The organism is Gordonia sp. (in: high G+C Gram-positive bacteria), assembly GCF_012515855.1.
In the GTDB taxonomy this organism is placed as follows: Bacteria; Actinomycetota; Actinomycetes; order Mycobacteriales; family Mycobacteriaceae; genus Gordonia.
The window spans coordinates 1-20,406 of the sequence record NZ_JAAYXO010000167.1 but is presented as its reverse complement, the minus strand read 5'-3'; the positions used below and the strand labels follow the sequence as shown (position 1 = coordinate 20,406).

The 20,406-nt window shown below is 68.5% G+C and carries 20 protein-coding genes, 1 tRNA gene and 2 pseudogenes; 14 read left to right on the top strand and 9 right to left on the bottom strand.

Features of this window, described 5'->3' with window-relative positions; translation table 11 throughout:
• Positions 1 to 8 precede the first annotated feature (8 nt).
• Positions 9 to 872, bottom strand: a complete 864-nt coding sequence (locus tag GX543_RS12560; RefSeq protein WP_290852288.1) for an ABC transporter permease — start codon at positions 870 to 872, stop codon at positions 9 to 11.
• A gap of 22 nt (positions 873 to 894) precedes the next feature.
• Complete coding sequence (locus GX543_RS12555) at positions 895 to 1,437, bottom strand: bacterial proteasome activator family protein (protein WP_290852302.1); 543 nt, start codon at positions 1,435 to 1,437, stop codon at positions 895 to 897.
• A 53-nt stretch (positions 1,438 to 1,490) separates the two neighbouring features.
• On the opposite strand from GX543_RS12555, the gene GX543_RS12550 reads away from it, so the two are divergent.
• Both GX543_RS12550 and GX543_RS12545 read left to right on the top strand, forming a co-directional pair.
• Positions 1,491 to 2,687 (top strand): aminotransferase class V-fold PLP-dependent enzyme, encoded by a 1,197-nt coding sequence (locus GX543_RS12550; protein WP_290852286.1) that lies wholly within the window; start codon positions 1,491 to 1,493, stop codon positions 2,685 to 2,687.
• A gap of 110 nt (positions 2,688 to 2,797) precedes the next feature.
• Positions 2,798 to 3,274 carry a MarR family transcriptional regulator gene (locus GX543_RS12545; RefSeq protein WP_290852285.1) on the top strand — a complete coding sequence of 159 codons (477 nt, stop codon included), beginning with the start codon at positions 2,798 to 2,800 and terminating at the stop codon, positions 3,272 to 3,274.
• A gap of 24 nt (positions 3,275 to 3,298) precedes the next feature.
• Here the strand turns inward: GX543_RS12545 and GX543_RS12540 are convergent, their stop codons facing one another.
• On the bottom strand, positions 3,299 to 4,264 hold the full coding sequence (locus GX543_RS12540) for an NAD(P)H-quinone oxidoreductase (RefSeq protein WP_290852284.1): 966 nt from the start codon (positions 4,262 to 4,264) through the stop codon (positions 3,299 to 3,301).
• A gap of 79 nt (positions 4,265 to 4,343) precedes the next feature.
• Between GX543_RS12540 and GX543_RS12535 the strand changes: the two genes are divergently transcribed.
• The 5 genes from GX543_RS12535 (at position 4,344) to GX543_RS12515 (ending at position 7,831) form a co-directional block, all read left to right on the top strand.
• Positions 4,344 to 4,428: transfer RNA gene (locus GX543_RS12535), tRNA-Ser, on the top strand.
• Between the two features lie 107 nt (positions 4,429 to 4,535).
• The gene (locus tag GX543_RS12530) at positions 4,536 to 4,760 is read left to right on the top strand and encodes a hypothetical protein (protein WP_290852283.1); all 225 of its coding nucleotides are present in this window, start codon (positions 4,536 to 4,538) and stop codon (positions 4,758 to 4,760) included.
• Positions 4,761 to 5,078: 318 nt separating this feature from the next.
• Positions 5,079 to 6,557: a sodium:alanine symporter family protein gene (locus GX543_RS12525; RefSeq protein WP_290852281.1), complete on the top strand. Its 1,479-nt coding sequence runs from the start codon at positions 5,079 to 5,081 to the stop codon at positions 6,555 to 6,557.
• Positions 6,558 to 6,721: 164 nt separating this feature from the next.
• Positions 6,722 to 7,000 carry a hypothetical protein gene (locus GX543_RS12520; RefSeq protein ID WP_290852279.1) on the top strand — a complete coding sequence of 93 codons (279 nt, stop codon included), beginning with the start codon at positions 6,722 to 6,724 and terminating at the stop codon, positions 6,998 to 7,000.
• A 141-nt stretch (positions 7,001 to 7,141) separates the two neighbouring features.
• The gene (locus GX543_RS12515; protein ID WP_290852277.1) at positions 7,142 to 7,831 is read left to right on the top strand and encodes a hypothetical protein; all 690 of its coding nucleotides are present in this window, start codon (positions 7,142 to 7,144) and stop codon (positions 7,829 to 7,831) included.
• Here the strand turns inward: GX543_RS12515 and GX543_RS12510 are convergent.
• Positions 7,825 to 8,865 (bottom strand): LacI family DNA-binding transcriptional regulator, encoded by a 1,041-nt coding sequence (locus tag GX543_RS12510; protein WP_290852275.1) that lies wholly within the window; start codon positions 8,863 to 8,865, stop codon positions 7,825 to 7,827. The genes GX543_RS12515 and GX543_RS12510 overlap by 7 nt on opposite strands.
• A gap of 145 nt (positions 8,866 to 9,010) precedes the next feature.
• Between GX543_RS12510 and GX543_RS12505 the strand changes: the two genes are divergently transcribed.
• From GX543_RS12505 to GX543_RS12485, 5 genes and pseudogenes are all read left to right on the top strand, one after another.
• Positions 9,011 to 10,198: an acyl-CoA dehydrogenase family protein gene (locus GX543_RS12505; protein WP_290852273.1), complete on the top strand. Its 1,188-nt coding sequence runs from the start codon at positions 9,011 to 9,013 to the stop codon at positions 10,196 to 10,198.
• Positions 10,195 to 11,307, top strand: coding sequence for a CoA transferase (locus GX543_RS12500; RefSeq protein ID WP_290852272.1), 1,113 nt, complete (start codon positions 10,195 to 10,197; stop codon positions 11,305 to 11,307). The genes GX543_RS12505 and GX543_RS12500 overlap by 4 nt, the downstream gene beginning before the upstream one ends.
• Positions 11,308 to 11,398: 91 nt before the next feature.
• Positions 11,399 to 11,992: pseudogene (locus tag GX543_RS12495) on the top strand (isochorismatase family cysteine hydrolase); the annotation flags it as partial.
• The gene (locus GX543_RS12490) at positions 11,984 to 12,571 is read left to right on the top strand and encodes a maleylpyruvate isomerase family mycothiol-dependent enzyme (protein ID WP_366929074.1); all 588 of its coding nucleotides are present in this window, start codon (positions 11,984 to 11,986) and stop codon (positions 12,569 to 12,571) included. The pseudogene GX543_RS12495 and the gene GX543_RS12490, both read left to right, overlap by 9 nt.
• Positions 12,572 to 12,768: 197 nt before the next feature.
• The gene (locus tag GX543_RS12485) at positions 12,769 to 13,458 is read left to right on the top strand and encodes a LysR family transcriptional regulator substrate-binding protein (protein ID WP_290852298.1); all 690 of its coding nucleotides are present in this window, start codon (positions 12,769 to 12,771) and stop codon (positions 13,456 to 13,458) included.
• 30 nt (positions 13,459 to 13,488) lie between these two features.
• On the opposite strand, the gene GX543_RS12480 is transcribed toward GX543_RS12485, so the two are convergent.
• On the bottom strand, positions 13,489 to 14,937 hold the full coding sequence (locus GX543_RS12480; protein WP_290852270.1) for a serine/threonine-protein kinase: 1,449 nt from the start codon (positions 14,935 to 14,937) through the stop codon (positions 13,489 to 13,491).
• Positions 14,938 to 15,032: 95 nt separating this feature from the next.
• Here GX543_RS12480 and GX543_RS12475 point away from each other — a divergent pair, with 95 nt between their 5' ends.
• On the top strand, positions 15,033 to 15,935 hold the full coding sequence (locus tag GX543_RS12475; RefSeq protein ID WP_290852268.1) for a D-isomer specific 2-hydroxyacid dehydrogenase family protein: 903 nt from the start codon (positions 15,033 to 15,035) through the stop codon (positions 15,933 to 15,935).
• On the opposite strand, the gene GX543_RS12470 is transcribed toward GX543_RS12475, so the two are convergent.
• Genes GX543_RS12470 through GX543_RS12460 form a run of 3 tightly spaced genes read right to left on the bottom strand, consistent with a single transcriptional unit; the run spans position 15,903 to position 19,062 of the window.
• Complete coding sequence (locus GX543_RS12470) at positions 15,903 to 17,531, bottom strand: FUSC family protein (RefSeq protein WP_290852267.1); 1,629 nt, start codon at positions 17,529 to 17,531, stop codon at positions 15,903 to 15,905. The two genes, GX543_RS12475 and GX543_RS12470, sit on opposite strands and share 33 nt — an antisense overlap.
• The gene (locus tag GX543_RS12465) at positions 17,528 to 18,157 is read right to left on the bottom strand and encodes a class I SAM-dependent methyltransferase (protein WP_290852266.1); all 630 of its coding nucleotides are present in this window, start codon (positions 18,155 to 18,157) and stop codon (positions 17,528 to 17,530) included. Before GX543_RS12465 ends, GX543_RS12470 begins: the two co-directional genes overlap by 4 nt.
• Before the next feature lie 5 nt (positions 18,158 to 18,162).
• The gene (locus GX543_RS12460) at positions 18,163 to 19,062 is read right to left on the bottom strand and encodes a LysR substrate-binding domain-containing protein (RefSeq protein WP_290852265.1); all 900 of its coding nucleotides are present in this window, start codon (positions 19,060 to 19,062) and stop codon (positions 18,163 to 18,165) included.
• Between the two features lie 133 nt (positions 19,063 to 19,195).
• Between GX543_RS12460 and GX543_RS12455 the strand changes: the two genes are divergently transcribed.
• The gene (locus tag GX543_RS12455) at positions 19,196 to 20,179 is read left to right on the top strand and encodes a putative sulfate exporter family transporter (RefSeq protein ID WP_290852264.1); all 984 of its coding nucleotides are present in this window, start codon (positions 19,196 to 19,198) and stop codon (positions 20,177 to 20,179) included.
• 94 nt (positions 20,180 to 20,273) lie between these two features.
• On the opposite strand, the pseudogene GX543_RS12450 reads toward GX543_RS12455, so the two are convergent.
• Positions 20,274 to 20,406 (bottom strand): annotated as a pseudogene (locus GX543_RS12450) (DUF779 domain-containing protein); the annotation flags it as partial.

Sequence of the window (20,406 nt, the reverse complement as noted above, 5' to 3'; positions counted from 1 at the left end):
AGTTCCCCTTAGACCCAGTACGGCACGCGCGAGCGGAAGTTGCGCATCACCAGCATCGCGGCGACCCAACCGACGGCCGTGCAACCGATGACGATCAGCCAGTGGTACAGCGCGACCGACTGTCCCATCAGCGGCGCCCGGGCGATCTCGAGGTAGTGGTACATCGGGTTGAGCTGGGCCAACTTGGCGCGGTCGGACATCTGCGCCGACGCGTTCTCGAGCGATTTGGCCGACCAGATGATCGGGGTCATGAAGAAGACCAGGCGGATCATGGTGCTGAGCAGCTGTCCGATGTCGCGGAAACGGGTCGACATGATGCCGAACACGATCGTCACCCAGACCGCGTTGAGGATGTAGAGCAGCATCGCCGGTATCACGAGCAGCGCCGTCCAATTGAGCGGCTGTGGGAAGACCACGAGGATGATCGCGTAGATCACCACGTTGTGGGCGAAGATGATGAGGCTGCGCCAGACGATCCGGTACACGTGGATGCTCACCGGCGCGGGCAGCTGTTTGATCAGCCCCTCGTTGGTGGAGAAGACCACCGAGCCGTCGAGGATCGTCGTCTCGATGAAGCCCCAGAAGATGAAGCCGAGCGTCACATACGGCAGGAAGTACTTGAGCTCCATGTCGAAGAGAGCGCCGTACAGGATGCCCATGGCGACGGCGGTGACGCCGGTGGCGATGGTGATCCACAGTGGGCCGAGCACCGAGCGCTTGTAGCGCTGCTTGATGTCGGTCCACCCGAGGTGCACCCACAGCTCACGATTGCGGAACCCGTCGGAGAGATCCTTGAAGCCTCGGGCGAAGGTCTTCGAGTCCGAGACCGGGGGTGCAGGCGGGATTCCGCCGTCATTGACTACGGCTGACACAACGCCACAGCATACAAGCGGATCAGAGGTACTGGCCCGTGCTGTGCCCGTCGTGTGGCGAAGCTCCTGGCGGGAGGGCCCCCTGACGCATCTGCTCCAGCTGGCTGCGCGCCGCCATCTGCTGGGCGAACAGTGCGGTCTGGATGCCGTGGAAAAGGCCTTCCAACCAGCCGACGAGCTGAGCCTGGGCGATACGGAGCTCGGCATCGGACGGCGTCACGTCGTCGGAGAACGGCAGCGCCAGACGGCCGAGCTCGTCGCGCAATTCCGGAGCCAGGCCGTCGGCGAGTTCGGAGATCGACGTGCGGTGGATCTCCGCGAGTCGGTTGCGGCTGGCGTCGTCGAGTGGCGCGGCGCGCACCTCCTCCAACAACTGCTTGATCATGGTGCCGATCCGCATCACCTTGGCGGGCTGCTCCACCATCGCGGCCACGTCGGGGGAGTCGTCGCCGTCGTGCTCCACCGCGGGCATCGAGCCGGGGATGATGAGCGAATCGTCGCCTGCCTGGCCGAATGAGGCGTCAGACGGGGCGCCGGGGTCGTCCGGGGTGGCCGAGCCGAACATCGCTGGGTGCATGTCCCCATTGTGCACCGAGTGCGGACAGTATCGTTGTGCGCATGCCGTTCGACGTCGCCTCGGTGAGAGGCCTCTTCCCCGTGTTCGGGGACGGTTGGATCTATCTCGATCCGCAGGCCGGGATGCAGATTCCGGATTCGGTCGCCTCCGCGGTGTCGATCGGATTCCGGTCGCTTCCGGTGATCGCGGGCACGCACAGTCCACAGGCGCGGGCCGCCGCCGACACGGTCCGTGACGCGCGGCAGGCCATTGTCGACCTGCTGGGCGCCGATCCCGCAGGGGTGGTCTTCGGGTCGTCGCGCGCCGCGTTGATGTCGGCGTTGGTGGATGCGCTGCCGTTGGCCTCCTGGATGGATCGGAACATCGTGCTGTCCCGGTCCGACGACGAAGCCGTCCTCCGGCCCGCGGTCGACGGTGCGGCGCGCCACGGCACGCCGGTGCGGTGGGCGGAGATCGACATCGAGGACGGCACCCTGCCCACTTGGCAGTTCGCCGAGATCGTCGACGACCGGACCTCGTTGCTCGCGGTGACGCTGGCGTCGTCGGTCACCGGCGCCATCACCGACATCGGTCCCATTGCGGGACACGCGCGCGCCGCCGGGGCGCGACTGCTGGTGGACGCCTCCACCGCCGCGCCGTATGTGCCGCTGTCGATGGCGGAACTCGGCGCCGACGTGGTGATGGTGAGCGCGGAGCGCTGGGGTGGGCCCCGCGTGGCCGCGATGGTCTTCGCCGAACCGGGGCAGGTGCACACCCTGACGCGGGTCTCGATGGATCCTGCTGCGGTGGGTCCGGCGCGGCTGGAGCCCGACCCGGTGCCGCCGGCGCTGCTGGCCGGCCTCGTCGCATCGATCGACTACCTCGCCCGACTCGATCCAGAGGCCACGGGCACGCGCCGCGACAAGATCACAGCATCGATGGACGCCACCTACGAGTACGTGCATCGGTTGCTGTTCTATCTGGTCAACTCGCTGTCGCATCTGTCCAATGTCAGCGTGGTGGGAGCGGAGGCCCACCGGGTGCCGGTGGTGAGCTTCGTGGTCGGCGGCGTGACGGCGGAGAATGTCTGTACTCGGTTGAGCGACAACGGGATCGCGGCGCTGGCGAAGGTTCCGAGCCGAGCACTCGAGGCGATCGGGGTCGACGAGATCGGCGGTGCGGTGACGGTGGGGCTGTCGCCGTACTCCACGCCATACGAGGTGGATCAGCTGATCAGGGTACTGGGCTCATTCGGGTGATATCGGAAATAGCGGTCGGTCGACCGGTGGACCGCTGATTCTGGTGCGGCGGCCGTCGACTGTAGTGTCTGAGCGTCTAGATCGAAATACAGAGGTGAGGGGGCGCGATCTTGCGTACCGGGGCGGAAGACGGGCCCGACGACGCCGAGGGGGCGCTCAGCGCACGCCAGCGTGAGCTGTGGCAGCAGTTCGTCGGCGGCGGATGGGTGCTGTATCGCGCGGTGTTCCGGGAGATCGACCAGACGTCCGCCGACTGGCGCCTGCTCGAGGTGCTGTCGTACGCGCCGCAGATGCGGATCAGCGATTTGGCGGAGGCCACCCAGATCGGCCTGAGTACGGTGTCCCGGCAGGTCAGTCGGTTCATGGACTGCGGATACGTCGAACGCGTCGCCTCCGTCGAAGAAGACGCCCGCCAGAAGTGGGTCAAGATCACCGACAAGGGGATGGCCGAAGTGGCGCCCATTCTCGAAGCGCGTGATCGCGCCGTCCGACGACTGATCGTCGACCGGCTCAGCGAAGACGAGTTCGAGCAGTTGTGCGGACTCTTCGGAACCCTGGGCGCGAGGATCTCCGAAGACCACGCTTGACTCTCCCCATCGCCCTGCCCCTGCTTACATAGTCAGCAGCACTTTGCCGACGGCGTCGCCGGACTGCAGGCGAGCGTGGGCGGCGTTCACCTCGTCCAGCGGGTAGGTGAAGTCGATGACCGGGACGATGTGACCGGACTCGATCAACGGCCAGGTGCGGGCCACCGTCTCGGTGATCACCGCGGCCTTGGAGTCCGGACCGCCGGTGGTCGGACGGGAGCGCAGGGTGGTTCCGATGACCGACGCACGCTTGGCCATCAAGGCACCGATGTTGAGTTCGGCCTTCACCCCGCCCTGCATGCCGATGATCACCAGCCTGCCGTTGGTGGCCAGCGCGGCGATGTTGCCGGCCAGGTACTTGGCGCCCATGATGTCGAGGATGACGTCCGCTCCGCCCTCGGCCCTCACGCGTTCGGTGAAGTCGTCGTCGCGGTAGTTGATCAGGATGTCGGCGCCCAGTTCCGCGGCGCGAGCCAGCTTGGCCTCGGTGCGCGCGGTGGTCGCGACGCGGCAGCCCATCGCGTGGGCCAACTGGATCGCGTGGGTGCCGATGCCACTGCTGCCGCCGTGCGCCAGGAACAGCTCGCCGGGCGCGAGTCGGCCGGTAATCACCACGTTCGACATCACCGTGCACGCCACCTCGGGCAGCGCGGCGGCCGAGACGAGGTCGATGCCGCGCGGGACGGGCATCACCTGCTCCGACGGCACCGCGACCTTCTCGGCGTATCCGCCGCCCGCCAGCAGTGCGCAGACCTCGTCGCCGATCTTCCAGCCGGTGACGCCCTCGCCGAGGTCGCTGACGGTTCCGGAGACCTCCAGGCCCAGGATGTTCGACGCACCCGGCGGCGGCGGATAGTTGCCTGCCCGCTGCAGCAGATCGGCCCGGTTCACGCCCGCGGCCACCACGTCGATGATCACCTCGCCCGCCTGCGGTCGGGGGTTGGGGGCATCGGACACGACGATCGGCTCGGATCCATAGACGGCGCGCATGCCCACAGTGTTCCAGCAATCGGAGCGCGGGGGCAGGGGAGCGAGCGCCTTGCCGTGATGCGCTAACCTGGGTCGCTGAGGAAGCGTGGCAGAGCGGCCGAATGCACTCGCCTTGAAAGCGAGCGTCTGTAACAGGACCGGGGGTTCAAATCCCTCCGCTTCCGCTGGACACCCTGGCCTGTTGATGCAGGTCAGGGTGCGTCACGTTTAAGGTCTCGCGCGACGGGATACCCCTGTTTCATCACACCGTGTGATGAACCGAAGGGTGGCGATGACCTTGCGACGCAGTGGCGGAATCTTAAGCGTGATCGTCCTCATCTGGCTGGTGATTGGACTGGTCGCGGCGGTGCAGCGCGACTACTTCAAGGATTCGGACGCGAACTGTGCGACCGCGGGAACGATCGCTCTGACGATTGTCGCGGGGCCGCTGAACTACGCGGGCGTCAACCCCAAGGTCGAGGACTGCGACGTCCGGATTCCGGAACCTAGCGAATAGAAACAACCCTGCGACAACGGCAACCGGCCACGGCGGCGGGTGGAAGGAAACGGAAATGATCCTTGTTGGAGTATTACTTCTGATCCTGGGCTTCGTGTTCTCGCTCGCGATCTTGACCTACATCGGTGTCGCGCTTGTCGTCATCGGTGCGGTTCTCTGGATACTCGGGGCCGTCGGTCGGCCGATCGCGGGACGAAAAGTCTGGTTTTGACGCCTGGACGGCACTCGCCGGACACATTCGCCGCTGAGCGGCCCCGAGCCGCGACAGGGTGCGGTGCCTGAGCGGTGAGTCGGTCGTAGGCCTCTACACTTTCCCGAATGGACGTCATCGACAACGCCGTCGTCTGGTTCAACGAACGCTACGGGTACGTGCTGATCGTGCTCCTGGTGGGCGCGGGACTCTGGTGGGGCGTGCGCACCCGGGTAGTTCAGCTGCGGCTGCTGCCCGACATGGTCCGCGCGATCCGCGAGCAGCCGCCCAAGAGCAAGGCCGGCGGCACCCAGATCTCGGCCTTCCGGGCCTTCTGCATCTCTGCGGCCTCCCGTGTGGGCACCGGCAACGTCGCGGGCGTCGCGGTCGCCATCACGATCGGCGGTCCCGGCGCGGTGTTCTGGATGTGGGTGCTGGCGATCATCGGCGGCGCGACGGCGTTCGTCGAGTCGACACTGGGCCAGTTGTACAAGGTGCGCGACGGCGCCGACTACCGCGGCGGACCCGCCTATTACCTGAGTCGGGGCATCAAGAACCGCCGACTCGCGTTCGTGATGTCGCTGCTCTTCGCCGTCGCGATCACCTTCACCTACGGCTTCGTGTTCAACTCCGTGCAGTCGAACTCCATCACCGCGGCGGTCGACCTCGCTGTCGGATCCGACGCGGCGTGGGTGCCGTACGTGATCGGGGCGACGCTCGCCACGCTCACCGCGCTGGTGATCTTCGGCGGCGTGCATCGTATCTCCGGCGTCTCGCAGGTGTTGGTGCCCATCATGGCGATCACTTACGTCGGGCTGGCCTTCTTCATCGTGGCGACCAACCTGGGGGCGTTGCCCGGCGTGATCGGCGACATCGTCAATTCCGCGTTCGGTGTCCGGGAGTTCGTCGGCGGCGGGCTGTGGGCCGTCATCATGCAGGGCATGCGCCGCGGCCTGTTCTCCAACGAGGCGGGCATGGGCTCGACCCCAAACGCCGCGGCGACCGCCGCGGTCTCGCACCCGGCCAAGCAGGGACTGGTCCAGACCCTGGGCGTCTACTTCGACACCTTGATCGTCTGCTCGGCCACGGCCTTCATCATCCTGCTGTCGAATCCCGACTACGGCAGCGACATCGAGGGCGTTCAACTGACCCAGACCGCGTTGGCTCACCACATCGGCTCGTGGGCCGGTCCGCTGCTCGCGGTGATCCTGTTCTTCCTGGCGTTCAGCTCGGTGATCGGCAACTACTACTACGGCGAGACCAACATCGCGTTCTTCACGCGGCGCCGCTGGGTGTTGAACGTGTTCCGCGTGGCGGTGATCGGCTTCGTCTTCTTCGGGGCGATCACCAAGGTCTCGCTGGTCTGGAACCTCGCCGACGTCTTCTCGTCGCTGATGGCGACGGTGAACATCGTGGGTCTCTTCCTGATCGGCGGCGTCGCGGTGCTGTTGCTCCGCAACTTCACGGCCCAGCGCGCACGCGGTCTGGATCCGGTGTTCCACCGCGACGACATCCCCGGCCTCACCGGCGTGGAGTGCTGGGACGGCACGGACCCGGAGACGGTGCGCGACGAGGCCCCGGAACCGGTGGTTGGCCCGAGGGCGTAGCGCGCCGAAAATTTTGGCGTTTGAAGTGGGCAGGGAGCCCATGGGCTGTGAGCACCACTTCGAACGCCAAAGTTTCAGCGCGAAGTCTGCTCCGAGTCGGAGCCGGTCGGGTAGACATGATTTCAACTGCCGTGTGCGACGGCCCGACGAAGGCGAGAACGACTGTGACTGAATCCAATTCCCCGAATCTGCTCGCGACCATCGGCGGGGTGGGCCTCGCCGCCACCGGCCTGGCGCACTTCGTCGCACCCGACGCGTTCCGCGGCATCACCGAGCAGGCGTTCCCGAAGAATACCGATCGCTTCCTGATGATCAATGGGGCCTTCGAGACGGTGGTCGGCACGTTGATTGCGGTGCCGAAGACGCGGAAGGCCGGACTCATCGGCCTCGGGTTGTACGGCGCGCACCTCACGTCGAATCTGGCGTTGGCGCGGCTGCGCTGATCGGTCGGCGTCGAGGCGGCTGTGCCGTTGGCCACTGGCCGGGGTGAGTCCGGGGCCGCGACCTTGCGACCGGGGTCGCGGCCCCGGATCCATAGCCAGATCCGATTCGACTATCCGCGTACCTCGACGTAGCGTTTTTGGGTGCACTCTGACGACTCGAGCATCACCGCCTTTCGTGCGGTGGGCGAAACTCCGGTTCCCTTCTCCGATGCTCTCGACGAGTGGGCGACCGCAGCCCGCGAGGTCTTGATCGAGACCGCTCGCGCGTACGGAGCCTTCATCACGCAGGCCGAACTGGCCTCCAAGGTGCAGACCGACACCGGTATCCGCGCGGGCGGACCGGTGCGTCTGTGGATCGACGACCTGCTCGCTGCGGTCACTCGGCAACGCGCCGAGGACGAACCGCTGCTGGCCGCCCTGTGCGTGCGTCTGGACCAGTCGGTGGGCGATGCCTATCCGAAGGTCCTGGAAGTGGCAGGTTTCGCCAAGCCCGACGATGCGGACGCCGATGCCGCCCATCGCCGGTTCGCCTGCTACCAGTACTTCGGTGCCAAGGTGCCCGCCGGTGCGCGCGCGATGCTGACCCCGCGCGTGGCTGAGAAGCGTGCCGCGATCCGTCCCGCCAAGGCGGCCAAGACGCCGAAGTCCGCGAAGCCGAAGACTCCGAAGGCCGCCTCGAACACTGGCTCGGCGAGCAAGCCGGCGAAGGCCGCCAAGCCGAAGGCCGCGGCCAAGCCCAAGGCGGAACCGGTGCCGGAGGAGAAGCCGAAGCTTTGCCCCACCTGCTACACCGTGCTCTCGACTTCCGGGGTCTGCGGCTTCTGCTATTGAGGTGAGCGCCGCGTCGAGCCGCGGACGGCGAGTTCGACCGGGAGTCGGACGTCGTCGGGTTCGGGGTCGGTTCCGCTGATCATTCCGAGCAGCAGGCGGACGCCCGCTTCGCCGATCTCGTGAGCGGGAGTGATGACCGTCGTCAGCGGAACGGGCAACTGGCCTGCGACGGGAATGTCGTTGTAACCGATCAGCCCGAGATCGTCGGGGATCGACAGCCCGAGGTCGCGGGCGACGCCGAGCAGGCCGATGGCCATCGTGTCGCTGACGCAGAAGACGGCGTCCGGACGGTCGTCGCGGGCCAACAGGGTCCGCGCCGCGTCGATGCCGCCCTGCACATCCATCCGGGCATGGGCGATGCGGTCCGTCGGGACCTCGATGCCCGCGCTGCTGAGCGCGTCGAGGAAGCCCGCCAATCGATCGCTACCGGTGGTCGCGAACAGCGGACCGCCGACCGCCGCGATCCGCTGATAGCCGCGGTCGAGCAGATGCTGACCGGCCAGTCGACCGCCCGCGTAGTCGTCGCCGCCGGCGAACGGTAGCCCCGAGTCCGCATGGCGGTTCAGCGCGACCGCCGGGACGCCGAGGGCCAGGTGGTCGACGAAGTCCGTCGCGGGGCTGTGCAGGCTGCTGAGCAGGAGTCCGTCCACCTGCCGTCCGGCGAGCAGTTCGATGGCGGCGCGCTGTTCGGCGAGGTCGTCGGGCGGGCTCGACAGCAGGACCGAGTACCCGACGGCGCGGGCCGCCTCTTCCAGGCCCTGGTAGATCGTGGCGACCACGCCGTCCGTGAGGCGCGGCATCACGGCGCCGATGGTGGTGGTGCGCCGGGTCCGCAGGCTGGCCGCCCATAGGTTCGGGCGGTAGCCGAGTTCGCCGGCCACCTCCCGGACCCGCTGCGCGGCCGCTGACCAGCCGTCGACCGGCTCCGACTGTCGCAGTACGCGCGAGACCGTCGAGACGTGGACACCCGCTCGCTCGGCGATCTCCTTCATCGTCGGCGGTCGCGATGGTCGCCGGTGCGACGAATCGGGCATGGGTTCCTCGCAGTCGGTGAGAGCGGTCCGGGTAGGGCGTTGACGGTTCGTCAACGTTGTGGTTACCCTCACCCCATCACAATGCAATCGATTGCACAAAGCATTGCATCGAGATTGGCCCCGTCATCGAAGCAGGAGAAGCAGCATGACCAGCACCCGCACCGTCACCGAGTTGTTCGCCCTCGACTCCCTCCTCTCCGACGAGGAACGCCAGATCCGCGACACCGTCCGCGAGTTCGGCAACGAGCGGATCCGACCGCACGTCGCGGGCTGGTTCGACGAGGCGTCCATCCCGGTGAAGGATCTCGCCAAGGAGCTCGGCAACGTCGGCGTGCTCGGCATGCACCTGGACGGCTACGGCTGCGCGGGCATGAGCGCGGTGGACTACGGCCTGGCCTGCCTGGAACTGGAAGCCATCGATTCGGGCATCCGCTCGCTGGTATCGGTGCAGGGTTCGCTGGCGATGTTCGCGATCCATCACTGGGGTAGCGAGGAGCAGAAGAACGAGTGGCTGCCGCAGATGGCGGCGGGCGACGCCATCGGTTGCTTCGGTCTCACCGAGCCGGACTTCGGTTCGGACCCGGGCGGGATGCGGACCCGTGCGGTGCGCGATGGCTCCGACTGGATTCTCAACGGCGCCAAGATGTGGATCACCAACGGTTCGGTGGCCGATGTCGCGGTCGTCTGGGCCAATACCGACCTGGAGGAGGGCTCGCGCGGCATCCGCGGTTTCGTGGTCCCGACCGACACCCCCGGGTTCTCGGCGCCGGAGATCCGCGCCAAGATGTCGCTGCGGGCGTCGGTGACCTCGGAGTTGGTCTTGCAGGACGTCCGGCTGCCGGAGTCGGCGATGCTGCCCAAGGCCGCCGGCCTGCGCGGACCGCTCAGTTGCCTCAACGAGGCGCGTTTCGGGATCATTTTCGGCGCGATCGGTGCCGCCCGCGACTGCCTGGAGACGGCGGTCGAGTATGCGTCGTCGCGGATCATCTTCGACAAGCCGCTCGCCGGCTACCAGCTCACCCAGGCCAAGCTGGCCGATATGGCGCTCGAGGTCGGCAAGGGGCATCTGCTGGCGTACCAGCTCGGGCGTCTCAAGGACGCCGGTGAGGTGGAGCCCGCGCAGATCAGCCTCGGCAAGCTCAACAACTGTCGCGAGGCCATCAAGGTGGCCCGCGAGTGCCGCACCATTCTGGCGGCCAACGGCATCACCCTGGAGTACCCGGTGATCCGTCATGCGAACAACCTGGAGTCGGTGCTGACCTACGAGGGCACCTCCGAGGTGCACCAGCTGACGATCGGCCGGGCGTTGACCGGCGAAGCGGCCTTCCGGTGAGTGATACCGCGGGGGCGCTCGACGGACTGGTGATCGCCGACTTCGGCCGGGTGCTGGCCGGACCGTATGCCACCATGCTGCTGGCCGACCTCGGCGCGGAGGTCGTCAAGATCGAACGGCCGGGCTCCGGCGACGACACTCGAGCGTGGGGGCCACCCTATGCGGGTGGTCAGGCTACCTATTTCCAGGCGGTCAATCGCAACAAATCGTCGTTGGCGCTCGACCTGCGCGACGCCGACGATCTCGCTGTCGCGCGCGATCTCGCGGTCCGGGCAGACGTGGTGGTCGAGAACTTTCTGCCGGGCGCCATGGATCGACTGGGCGTCGGGTACGACGCCGTCGCCGCCGAGAATCCCGGGGTCGTCTACTGTTCGATCACCGGATTCGGCGGTCACAACCAACTGCCCGGGTACGACCTGCTGGTGCAGGCCGTCGGCGGTCTGATGAGCATCACCGGACCTTCGCCGGACGAGCCGACGAAGGTCGGCGTGGCGCTGGTGGACGTCATCACCGGCATGCATGCCGCGATCGGCATCCTCGCCGCGCTGCGGCACCGCGATCAGACGGGGCAGGGACAGCGAGTCGAGGTCAACCTGCTGTCGTCGTTGCTGTCGGCGCTCACCAACCAGAGCGCTGGTTACGTCGGCGCCGGGGTGGTGCCGCACGCGATGGGCAACGCGCACCCGAGCGTGGTCCCGTACCAGCCGTTCCCGACGGCCGATCGCCCCCTGATCCTGGCGGTCGGCAACGACCGTCAGTTCGGGGCACTGGTCCGCGAGCTCGGTGCGCCCGAGCTGGCCGACGATCCGCGCTTCGCGGACAACGCATCGCGCGTGGCACATCGAGACGTGCTGATCGCGGAGCTGACGCGATTGCTCAGCGCCGACACCGCCGACGGCTGGTTTCCGCGGTTCACCGCGGTCGGTGTGCCGTGCGGACCGGTCAACGACCTCGGCGACGCATTCGCGCTGGCGGAGAAGCTCGGTCTCGACCCGGTCGCACAGATCGACGACTCGGTCCGCACGACGACGATGCCGACGGTCGCGAATCCGATCCGACTGTCTGCGACGCCTCCGACGTACCGGACCGCGCCGCCCGATCTGAGCTGAGGCCGGGTACCGGCTGAGGATCTCACGCTTGGGGCCACACCCTGCCGAAACGGGGCTGACGCCGCCCCCGACCTGTGCGAGGATCGGAGTCGTGGTCGACTACCTGGTGCCGGACTGGGCTAACGCAGCTCTCGCGGTGATCGACGTCCAACGCGATTTCGTCGACGGCCCGGCGGCAGTGTCCGGGACCCTCGAGGTGATTCCGGCCATCGCCGCGACCGTCGCCGAGTTCCGCAGGCTGGGACGGCCGATCGTCCACGTGGTGCGGTCGTACCGGCCCGGCGACAGTGACGTCGACCTGCTTCGCCGGGTCGCCGTCGAAGCCGGGGACGTTCTCGTCGCGCCGGGGACAGCGGGCGCCGCGATTCCGAGGGAGCTCCTTCCCGGACCCGTCGACCTGGATTGGGACTCGTTGCGGTTCGGTGCGGTCCAGGAGATCGGTGCGGCCGAGTTCGTCGTGTTCAAGCCGCGGTGGTCGGCGTTCTTCCGCACCCCGCTCGACTCCCTACTGGGCGACCACGATGTCACGACCGTCGTGGTGGCCGGCTGCAACCTCCCGAACTGCCCTCGGGCAACGCTGTTCGACGCATCGGAGCTGGACTACCGCACGGTGCTGGTGAGTGACGCGACGTCGCAGACCACGCCGGAGCGGCTCTCGGACCTGGAACGGATCGGCGTGCAGCTGCGAACCGCGGACCAGGTGATCGGCGCGGTGGCGCGCGACGATCTGCTCGGGAGCGCGGAATCACTGTGGGTGTCGGGCCTGACACAATTGGCCGACGACCTCGACGTCCCGAGTGGCTGCGGCGACTGGACGGTCCGCGACCTGGTCAATCACGTGGCGGGCGGGGCGTCGCGCTATCGGATTCTGCTCGACGGCGGCACCTCCGCCGACACCGCCGCCACCCGTGACCTCGACTTCATCGGCGGCGACGCGATCGGCGCCTTCTGGGAGCACGAGCATCAGCTGCGCGAGTCGGCGGAACGGGCCGACCTCGCGGAGCCCGTCGACCATCGGGCGGGCGAGCTCAGCGGCTGGGAACTGATGAACCTGCGGGTCATGGAACTCACGCTGCACAGCAAGGATCTCGCCGACGCTCTCGGCGCCGCGTGGGAGCCGCCCGTCGAGCTCGCCGAGCAGGTGCTCCGCGACTGCGCCGACGTCATCGACAGGATGCGCGCGCTCGGGCACATCGGTGAGGAACGCACCCCCGCGTCGCAGGCCCCCACCGATCGCCTCCTCGCCTTCGCCGGACGGATCTGACTGCGGCGGTCTACTGTGCGGCGGTCCACTATTCTGATGCGATGCCGCACGACGCTGAAACCTCAGACGACCCTGGGACCTCAGGCGACGCTGGGACTTCAGGCGACGCTGGGACTTCAGGCGACGCTGGGACTTCAGACGACCCGGCAAGGCTCGACGAGCCGCGACGGTTTCGGCTGGCCTACGTGCCCGGCGTCATGCCGGCCAAGTGGGTTCGCAAGTGGAGTGAACGGTTCGCCGACGTGCCCCTCGAACTCTCCTCGTGCACCGTGGTCAACAGCACCGCTGTGCTATCCCGGGCTGAGGCCGACGCCGTCGTCACCCGACTGCCGCGTGCTCTCGACGTGCACGATCCCGGCCCGCACCATGTGATCGAGCTGTACCAGGAGACCACCGTGGTCGTGGTGCCCAAGGACCACTACCTGTCCGCCGCGGACGAGCTCACCGCCGCCGACGTCGCCGACGAGAGTTTCCTGGTGCCGCTCGACGACGTCCTCGACTGGTCGACGCCGCCCGGCACCATCCTCGACCATCGGCCGCAGACCGTCGACGACGCCATCGAGCTGGTCGCCGCCGGAATGGGTGTGCTTGCGGTGCCGCAATCGCTGGCCCGCCTGCACAATCGTCGCGACCTGGTCTACCGGCCGCTGGTCGGTGCGCCGGTCAGTCGCGTGGTGCTGCTGTGGCCTGCGCCGACCACCGATCTCGCCGACGAGTTCGTCGGCGTGGTTCGCGGTCGTCGTCCCAACTCTTCCCGCGGCGGCGATCAGCAGCAGCCGAAGCGAACGGCCAAGGAGAAGGCCGCCGCCAAGCGCGCCAACCGCGAAGCGGCCGGTAAGGTTCCCGGCCGCAACTTCGGCAAGGCCGCGCGGCGCGGTAGACGGTGACCGCACCGGGTCGGCTTCTGGTTCGCTGCGCTACAGGTTCCAGCCCAGCGTCCCGTCGGGACCGTACTTGCACGTCGCGATCGCGTCGGTTTGCGAGATCCGCGCGCGGGCACCCGGTTCGCTGCAGCTCGACCCACCTTCGACGGCAGCGCGCGACTGGTGCGTCCGATCTGTCCAGGCGCCGTTCATCGCGCTGCAGTACAGCGTTCCGTCGGCGGAGTAGTCGTTGAACTCATCCGGGCCGCACGGCTGACCTTCCAGGGGCTCGGGCTCCGCGGGAACCGCGGCCACCGTGGTCGGGACCGTCGGCACGGCCAGCGTCTCGGTGACGGTGGGTGTGGTGGTCGTGGTTCGCGTGGTGGTCGGGCGGTCCACAGTCGTCGACGTGATGGACGACGGTGCTGCCGCAGGCGCGGCCGGACGATCGTCCTGCCCGAACAAGTACGCCGCGGTTCCGCCCGCTGCGAGCACCGCCACCGCCGCCGCGGCGGCGAGAATCGTCGGCCACCGCCGTCCGCGAAGGGAGCTCGCGCCGGTGTCGGCGGCGATCGGCGCGGCGGCCGGCGTTGGCGCAGTCGCGGTCACCGAGTAGGGCTCGTGAGCAGCGGCGATGAACCGGCCGCTCATGGCATCCGACAGTGCCGCGACGAAGTCGGCGCACGACTGGTACCGCTGGTCGGGGTTCTTCGCGAGCACGCGGGCGAGGACCGAGTCGACCGCCACCGGAACGTGCGGGGCAAGATCGGTGACCGGGGGAGGCTGCAGGTGCAGATGAGCGGACATCAGGGCCGTCACGGAACCCGCGGTGAAGGGCGGCTGTCCGGTGAGAAGGTGGAATGCCGTGCAGCCCAGGGAGTAGATGTCGGAGCGGTTGTCGACGCGATCTCCCTCGATGGCTTCCGGGCTGATGTACGCCAGCGTGCCGATCGTGATGCCGGTGGAGGTCAACGACGTCGCCTCCTCCGCGGCCTTGGCGATGCCGAAGTCGGCGAGCTTGACCGCCTCGACGGTGAACTCGGAACTGGCGTCGTTCAGCGCAGTGCTGTCGTCCAGTGCGAGGAGGATGTTCGCGGGCTTCACGTCGCGATGGGTGATCCGGTGCTTGCGCCACGCGTAGTCGAGGGCGGCTCCGGCTCCGGAGATCAGCGAGTGCGCCAGCGGGAACGGCATCGGGCCGCGAGATGAGAGGAGATGGTCTGCGTCGATTCCCTCGACGTATTCCATGGTGATCCAGAGCCGTCCCTGGTGCTCGCCACGGTCGTGCAGAGTGACGATGTTCGGGTGCGACAACTGTGCCAGCAGGTCGGCCTCCCGCTGGAACCGGGCCTGGAAGTCGTCGTTTCGGGAGACGCCCGCATCCAGCAGCTTGAGGGCGTCGCGTCGCGGCAGGCGGGGATGCTCGACGAGGTACACCTGCCCCATCCCGCCGGCGCCGAGCTGTCGCAGGACCCGGTAGCCGGCGATCTCGGTGATTTCCATGAATGTGCTCTTTCGGTCAAATCGGCGTCGTTGCAAGTGTGTCACGGCCCGACGACTCGCCGACTACCCTGAGTGCGGGGAAGGGAGCAGACGCAGTGAAGATCGCGATCGAACCGGGACGAGATGAGCATCTGGCCGAGGCGGTGACGTCGTCGGGCAGTGCCGTGGTGGCGCTCGATGAGGCCGACGCGCTCGTGTGGATAGGTGGGCCCGACGGGTTCCCGCAGCTCGCCGACACGGTCCGGTGGGTTGCGCTCGCCACCGCGGGCATCGAGAAGTTCGTCGCCGCCGAGGTGCTCGACGACCGTCGCCTGTGGACCAACGCCTCGGGCTTCTACGCCGCCGGCGTCGCCGAGCACGCGTTGACGCTGCTGCTGGCGGGGCTGCGGCAGATCAACACCGCGGTGCTCGACCACTGGGCCAAGGAGCGGATCGATCCGGCCGTCCGCACCCTGCGCGGCGCCACCGTCGCGATCATCGGCGCGGGCGGCATCGGACGCGAGCTGACGCCGCTGCTCAAGGCCTGCGGCGCACGCGTGATCGCGGTGAACCGCAGCGGTCGGGCGATTCCCGGCGCGCACCAGACGTTGCCCACGGACCGGATAGACGAGGTCTGGGCGCTCACCGATCATGTCGTCCTCGCCGCGCCCGACACTCCCGAGACACACCATCTGATCAATGACGAAAGCCTGGGCAAGCTGCATCCGCACAGCTGGATAGTCAACATCGCCCGCGGCCCGCTGATCGACCAGTCCGCACTGCACCGCGCGCTGCTCGGCGGCACGATCGCCGGTGCGGCCCTCGACGTCACCGATCCGGAACCGCCGTCGCTCGACGACCCGCTGTGGTCGCTCCCGAACGTCATCATCACCCCGCACGTGGCGAACCCGGCGTCCGGCCTGACGCGGGAGATGGCGCCCTACCTGGCGGAGAACATCCGCCGCTTCGAGGCGGGCGAGGAACTGCTATCCGTGGTCGCTCCCGGCGCCGGGTACTGATCCCGGCGCGCTCGCGCCGACCCGAGCGCGCAACTCGGCGACCCTCGCCGGGGCGACCGGCGTGTCGGGGCCTGCCTGCCAGCACGCGGACAGGAGGTCGTAGCCGACGGACCGGACGGCGTGGTGCTGCGGCCAGTACTTGCGGGCCCACGACGGGTCGTCGTGGGCGCTGTCGGTGGCGGCCAGCTCGGCCTCCAACAGCTGCCACTGCAGATCGCGGCGCCGAGTCCGCATCGCAGGTGACGCGGGCGTCTGATCGGCGGCGACGTCGAGCACCGAGACGCAGGCCCCGCGGACCGATTGATCGGCAGCCCGCAGCGTGGACCGGTGCGCTCGAGGAAACAGCAACCAGGTCATCGCGACGGCGAGGGCCACACCGAGGACGGTCTCGACGATCCGCGAACCCATCTGCTGGCCCAGCGGCAGGTCGGCTGCGCCCATCAGCAGGGCGAGGGGCGTGATGAACGTGACGGCCAACGCGTAGTTGGTGGTCATGGTCAACTCGATGAGGACGTTGAGCACGGCCAGCACCGCGATCAGCGCCCCGGTGTGCAGGTCGAGGAGGTGCAGGGCGGCGAAGATCGCCAGGCCCGCGACCGTCCCGAGGACCCGGTGCAGGCCGCGGACCCCGACACGCACCCGATCGGGGCCCATTTGCAAGACCAGTACCGCGCCCATGACCGCCCAGTCGGGTCGACCGAGGCCCGCGACCACCGAGATCCCGCCCGCGAGGAGGGCCGCGGTGGTGGTGCGCAGGGCGGTCACGGAGGCATGGCTGCTCGGATGCGCGGCGGAGCGCAGTCGCTGGCGGATGCTCGGTCGGGGCAGCGGCGCGATCAGAGCCGCGGTGTCGGCGGCGTGTACCCGATGATGGGATTCCCGCAGGCGCAGAGCCAGGTCGCCGTCGGTCTGTGCGGCATCGTGCAGCACCGACCACGCGTTCAGGGTCGACGACGCCACGCTGTGCCGCCGCGACGGTTCGCGGTTGTCGGCGACGAACTGCTCGATCTCGGCGAGGGCGGTTTCGGTGGCGGCGGTCTCCGGGCCGTGCGGACGCCAGAGGGCGGGCGCCATGCTGACCGCGAGCGCGGCGACGGCACCGGCCGCGGTGTAGAGCACCACCGACGCGGTGGGCACACCCGCGCGGCCGACCAGTGCGGCGACGCCACCGACCAGGACCAGGAAGAAGGGGCCGGGCGGCCCGAGGCGCAGCGCGTTGACCCCGAAGACCCCGGCCGCGGTGAGCGCGCCGAGCGCTGTGACGATCACCAGTTCGCGTGTGATCGACGAGCTCGGTCCCACCCAGGCGCCCAGAATCGTGAAGAGCGCCGCGACCACCACCAGCAACAGGCCGGCCATGAGGATGGACTTCCAGCGGATCCGGTACGGACGACGTTCGCCGAACAACACCGCGAACGATCCCAGCGCAGCGAGGACCGCATCGGCCCCCGCACCGGACGCCAACAGCACGAGCGCGGGCAGGAGGAAGGCCGGCCCCGCGCGGAGGGCAGGCGCCCACCGGCCGCGAGTGGACGGTCGCACCCAGAAGAGCTCGGTGAACCCCGGCCGAGCAGGCGGAAGCGGGTGGTCGTTCATCGGCGCACCGCCGTCAGGTGCACCTCGGGGAAGCGGTGGTCGTCGTCGGGCCGACTGACGGTCCGCCACAGCTCGTCGAAGCCTGCGGTGGTGACCGCGTCCGCCAGCGCATCGGCGTGCCACCGCCAGGCTCGGGCCACCGCGTGGTCGAACTCGTGGACGCCTGGAGCGTCGGACGACTGCGTCGCGACCAGGAGCACCGCGCCTGCGGGGAGTCGCTCGGCCCAATCGGCCAGGGTGCTCCGGACGCGGTCGGGCGGCAGGTGAATCAGGCTGAATCGCGCGATCACCCCGGCGACGTCAGACAGGTCGACGTCCGTCAGGTCGGCGTCGCCGTTGCTCCACGTCAGGTCCGGATGCTGCGCTCGCGCGATGGCGAGCATCGCGCGGCTCGGGTCGACGCCGCGGACCGACAGGCCGCGCGCACCCAGATGCGCGGACACGCCGCCGGTCCCGCAGCCGACGTCGACGATCGAGACCGCGGTAGTCGGCCCGGCGTCGCGGGCGGCGATCGCCAGGTCCGCGAACGCGTCGACCGCCCGCCGTTCCAATGCTGTCTGGAACGGTTCGGGAAACGTGCGGTGGTACAGGTCGGCGAGGGCGTCGTAACCGGGTTGCGGAGCCACGATGACTATTGTGCTGACCGGCGGGCGATCCGGACGAGGTCGGCCGCCGGCCCCTGCAGAGTGCGCGGCGGACGCCAGACGGCGCGGAGTTCGCGGCTCAGGTCGAGGCCTGCGACGTCGACGATGCGCAGGTCGCCGCTGCGCGCGGATTCGGCGACGGCCAGGGTGCTGAGCACGGCGGGTCCCACGCCGCCCGCGGCCGCGGTGCGGATGGCGGCGCTGCTCCCGAGTTCCAGCAGCGGCTCGGCGCGGACGTGATCGCCCAGGGCATGCTCGAGAGTGGTGCGCGTGCCCGACCCCGGCTCCCGCTCCAACAGCGGGGTGGCGGCGAGTTCGGCGATGTCGATGGGGCCGTGTCTGCGCACCCACTTGTGGTCGGGCGGGACCACCACCACAAGCCGATCGCGTGCGACCACCGCGCTGTGCAGACCTCGCGGGATCAGCGGTGTCTCCACGAAGCCGACGTCGCAGGTGCCCGCCGTGACGGTCTCGAAGACCTCGGTGGAGTTGCGCATCCGCAGATGGACGGTGGTGTCGGCGTGCTCGGCGCGGAAGGTGCCAAGCCACAGGGGCATCAGGTGCTCGGCGACGGTCATCGACGCGTCGACGGTGATCTCGGCGGCGGTGTCGCCGTTGAGACCCGCGGCGACGTCGAGCATCGCCTGCCCGCCCTCGACGATCTGTCGTGCCCAATGCACCAGCACGGTGCCGTCGGGGGTCAGCCGCGAACCGGTGGTGACGCGCTCGAGGAGGCGGACGCCGAGTTGGCGCTCCAGACGGCTGATGGCCCGCGAGGCGTTGGGCTGTGCGGTGTCGAGGGCTCGCGCGGCGGCGCTGAGGCTGCCGTGATCGTCGACCCCGACCAGCAACTGCAGTGCTCGCAGATCGAGCGAGCGGATGTCCACGGCGCGACATTACCCCATATCGAACTGATATATCCCCATGTTGGATATCCGGGTTCTGTGCTGGTCGGATTCCCGCGAAGGTAGTCCTATGACCGAGATGCTGAATCGCAACGAAACTCAGGAGACGGAGCCGATGGACCAGAAGAGGCTCGGTGGCGTCCTCCCCGGACTCGCCGTATGCGGCGGAATCGCTGTGGTGGCTGTCGGCATCAATCTCCTGGTACCCGCCGCGAGTCCGCTGCTTCTCGCCATCATCATCGCGGCGGTCGTCGCGAACGTGGTGCGCGTCCCCGAATCGTGCGGCCCGGGCATCAAGCTGTCGTCGAAGGTCCTGCTGCGCATCGGCGTCGCACTCCTCGGCCTGCAGCTGGTTCTCGGCGACGTCCTCGGACTCGGCTTCGGCATGCTGCTGGTGGTCGTCGCGATCGTGGTCGGCGGTATTGCCGCCGGTCTGCTGATCGGGCAGGCGCTCGGAATTCCCTTCGCTCGACGGATCCTGATCGCCTGCGGCATGTCGATCTGCGGCGCTGCGGCAGTGGCCGCTGTCGAAGGCGTGATCGACGCCGACGAGGAGGACACCGCGACGGCGATCGGCACGGTCGTCATCTTCGGCACCCTGATGATCCCGCTGGTTCCGCTTGCCGCCTACGGCATGGGTTTGTCGGACGAAGTGGCGGGTCTGTGGGCCGGCGGTGCGATCCACGAGGTCGCCCAGGTGGTCGCGGCAGGCGGCATGATCGGCGGCGGCGCGCTGACCCTCGCCGTGGTGGTCAAGCTGGCCCGCGTGATGATGCTGGCTCCGATTGTCACGGTCCTCAGCATCCGGCAGCGGCGTATCACCGGCAACGCGGGCAAGCGTCCTCCGATCGTCCCGATGTTCATCATCGGCTTCGTCGCCTTCGCCGTGATCCGCTCGCTCGGCATCCTGCCCGACGCGGCCATCGAGGTCGGCAAGTTCGCGCAGGTGGCGCTGCTGACCATCGCGATGGCGGCCCTGGGACTCGGCGTGCGCGTGCAGGTGATGCGTGCGGTCGGCTGGCGCCCGTTCGTTCAGGCTGCACTCACCACGGTCGTGGTTGCGGGAATCGCACTCGGCGGCGTATTGCTCTTCGGTTAGGTCATCCACGCACGGCCGTGCCGGCAGCAAAATACTGATGGATCTGAGCCCTGGGAGGGCGCAGATCCATCAGTATTTCATCGGTCGGTTCGGCTCAGCCGTCGAAGTCGGCGCCGACCTTGGGTGGCGAGGCATCCAGTATCGCGGCCTCGTCGTCGGTGAACACCCGCGAGCGGGAGAGGAATCGGACGCCCTCGGGAGCCTCGAGTGAGAACCCGGCGCCCCGG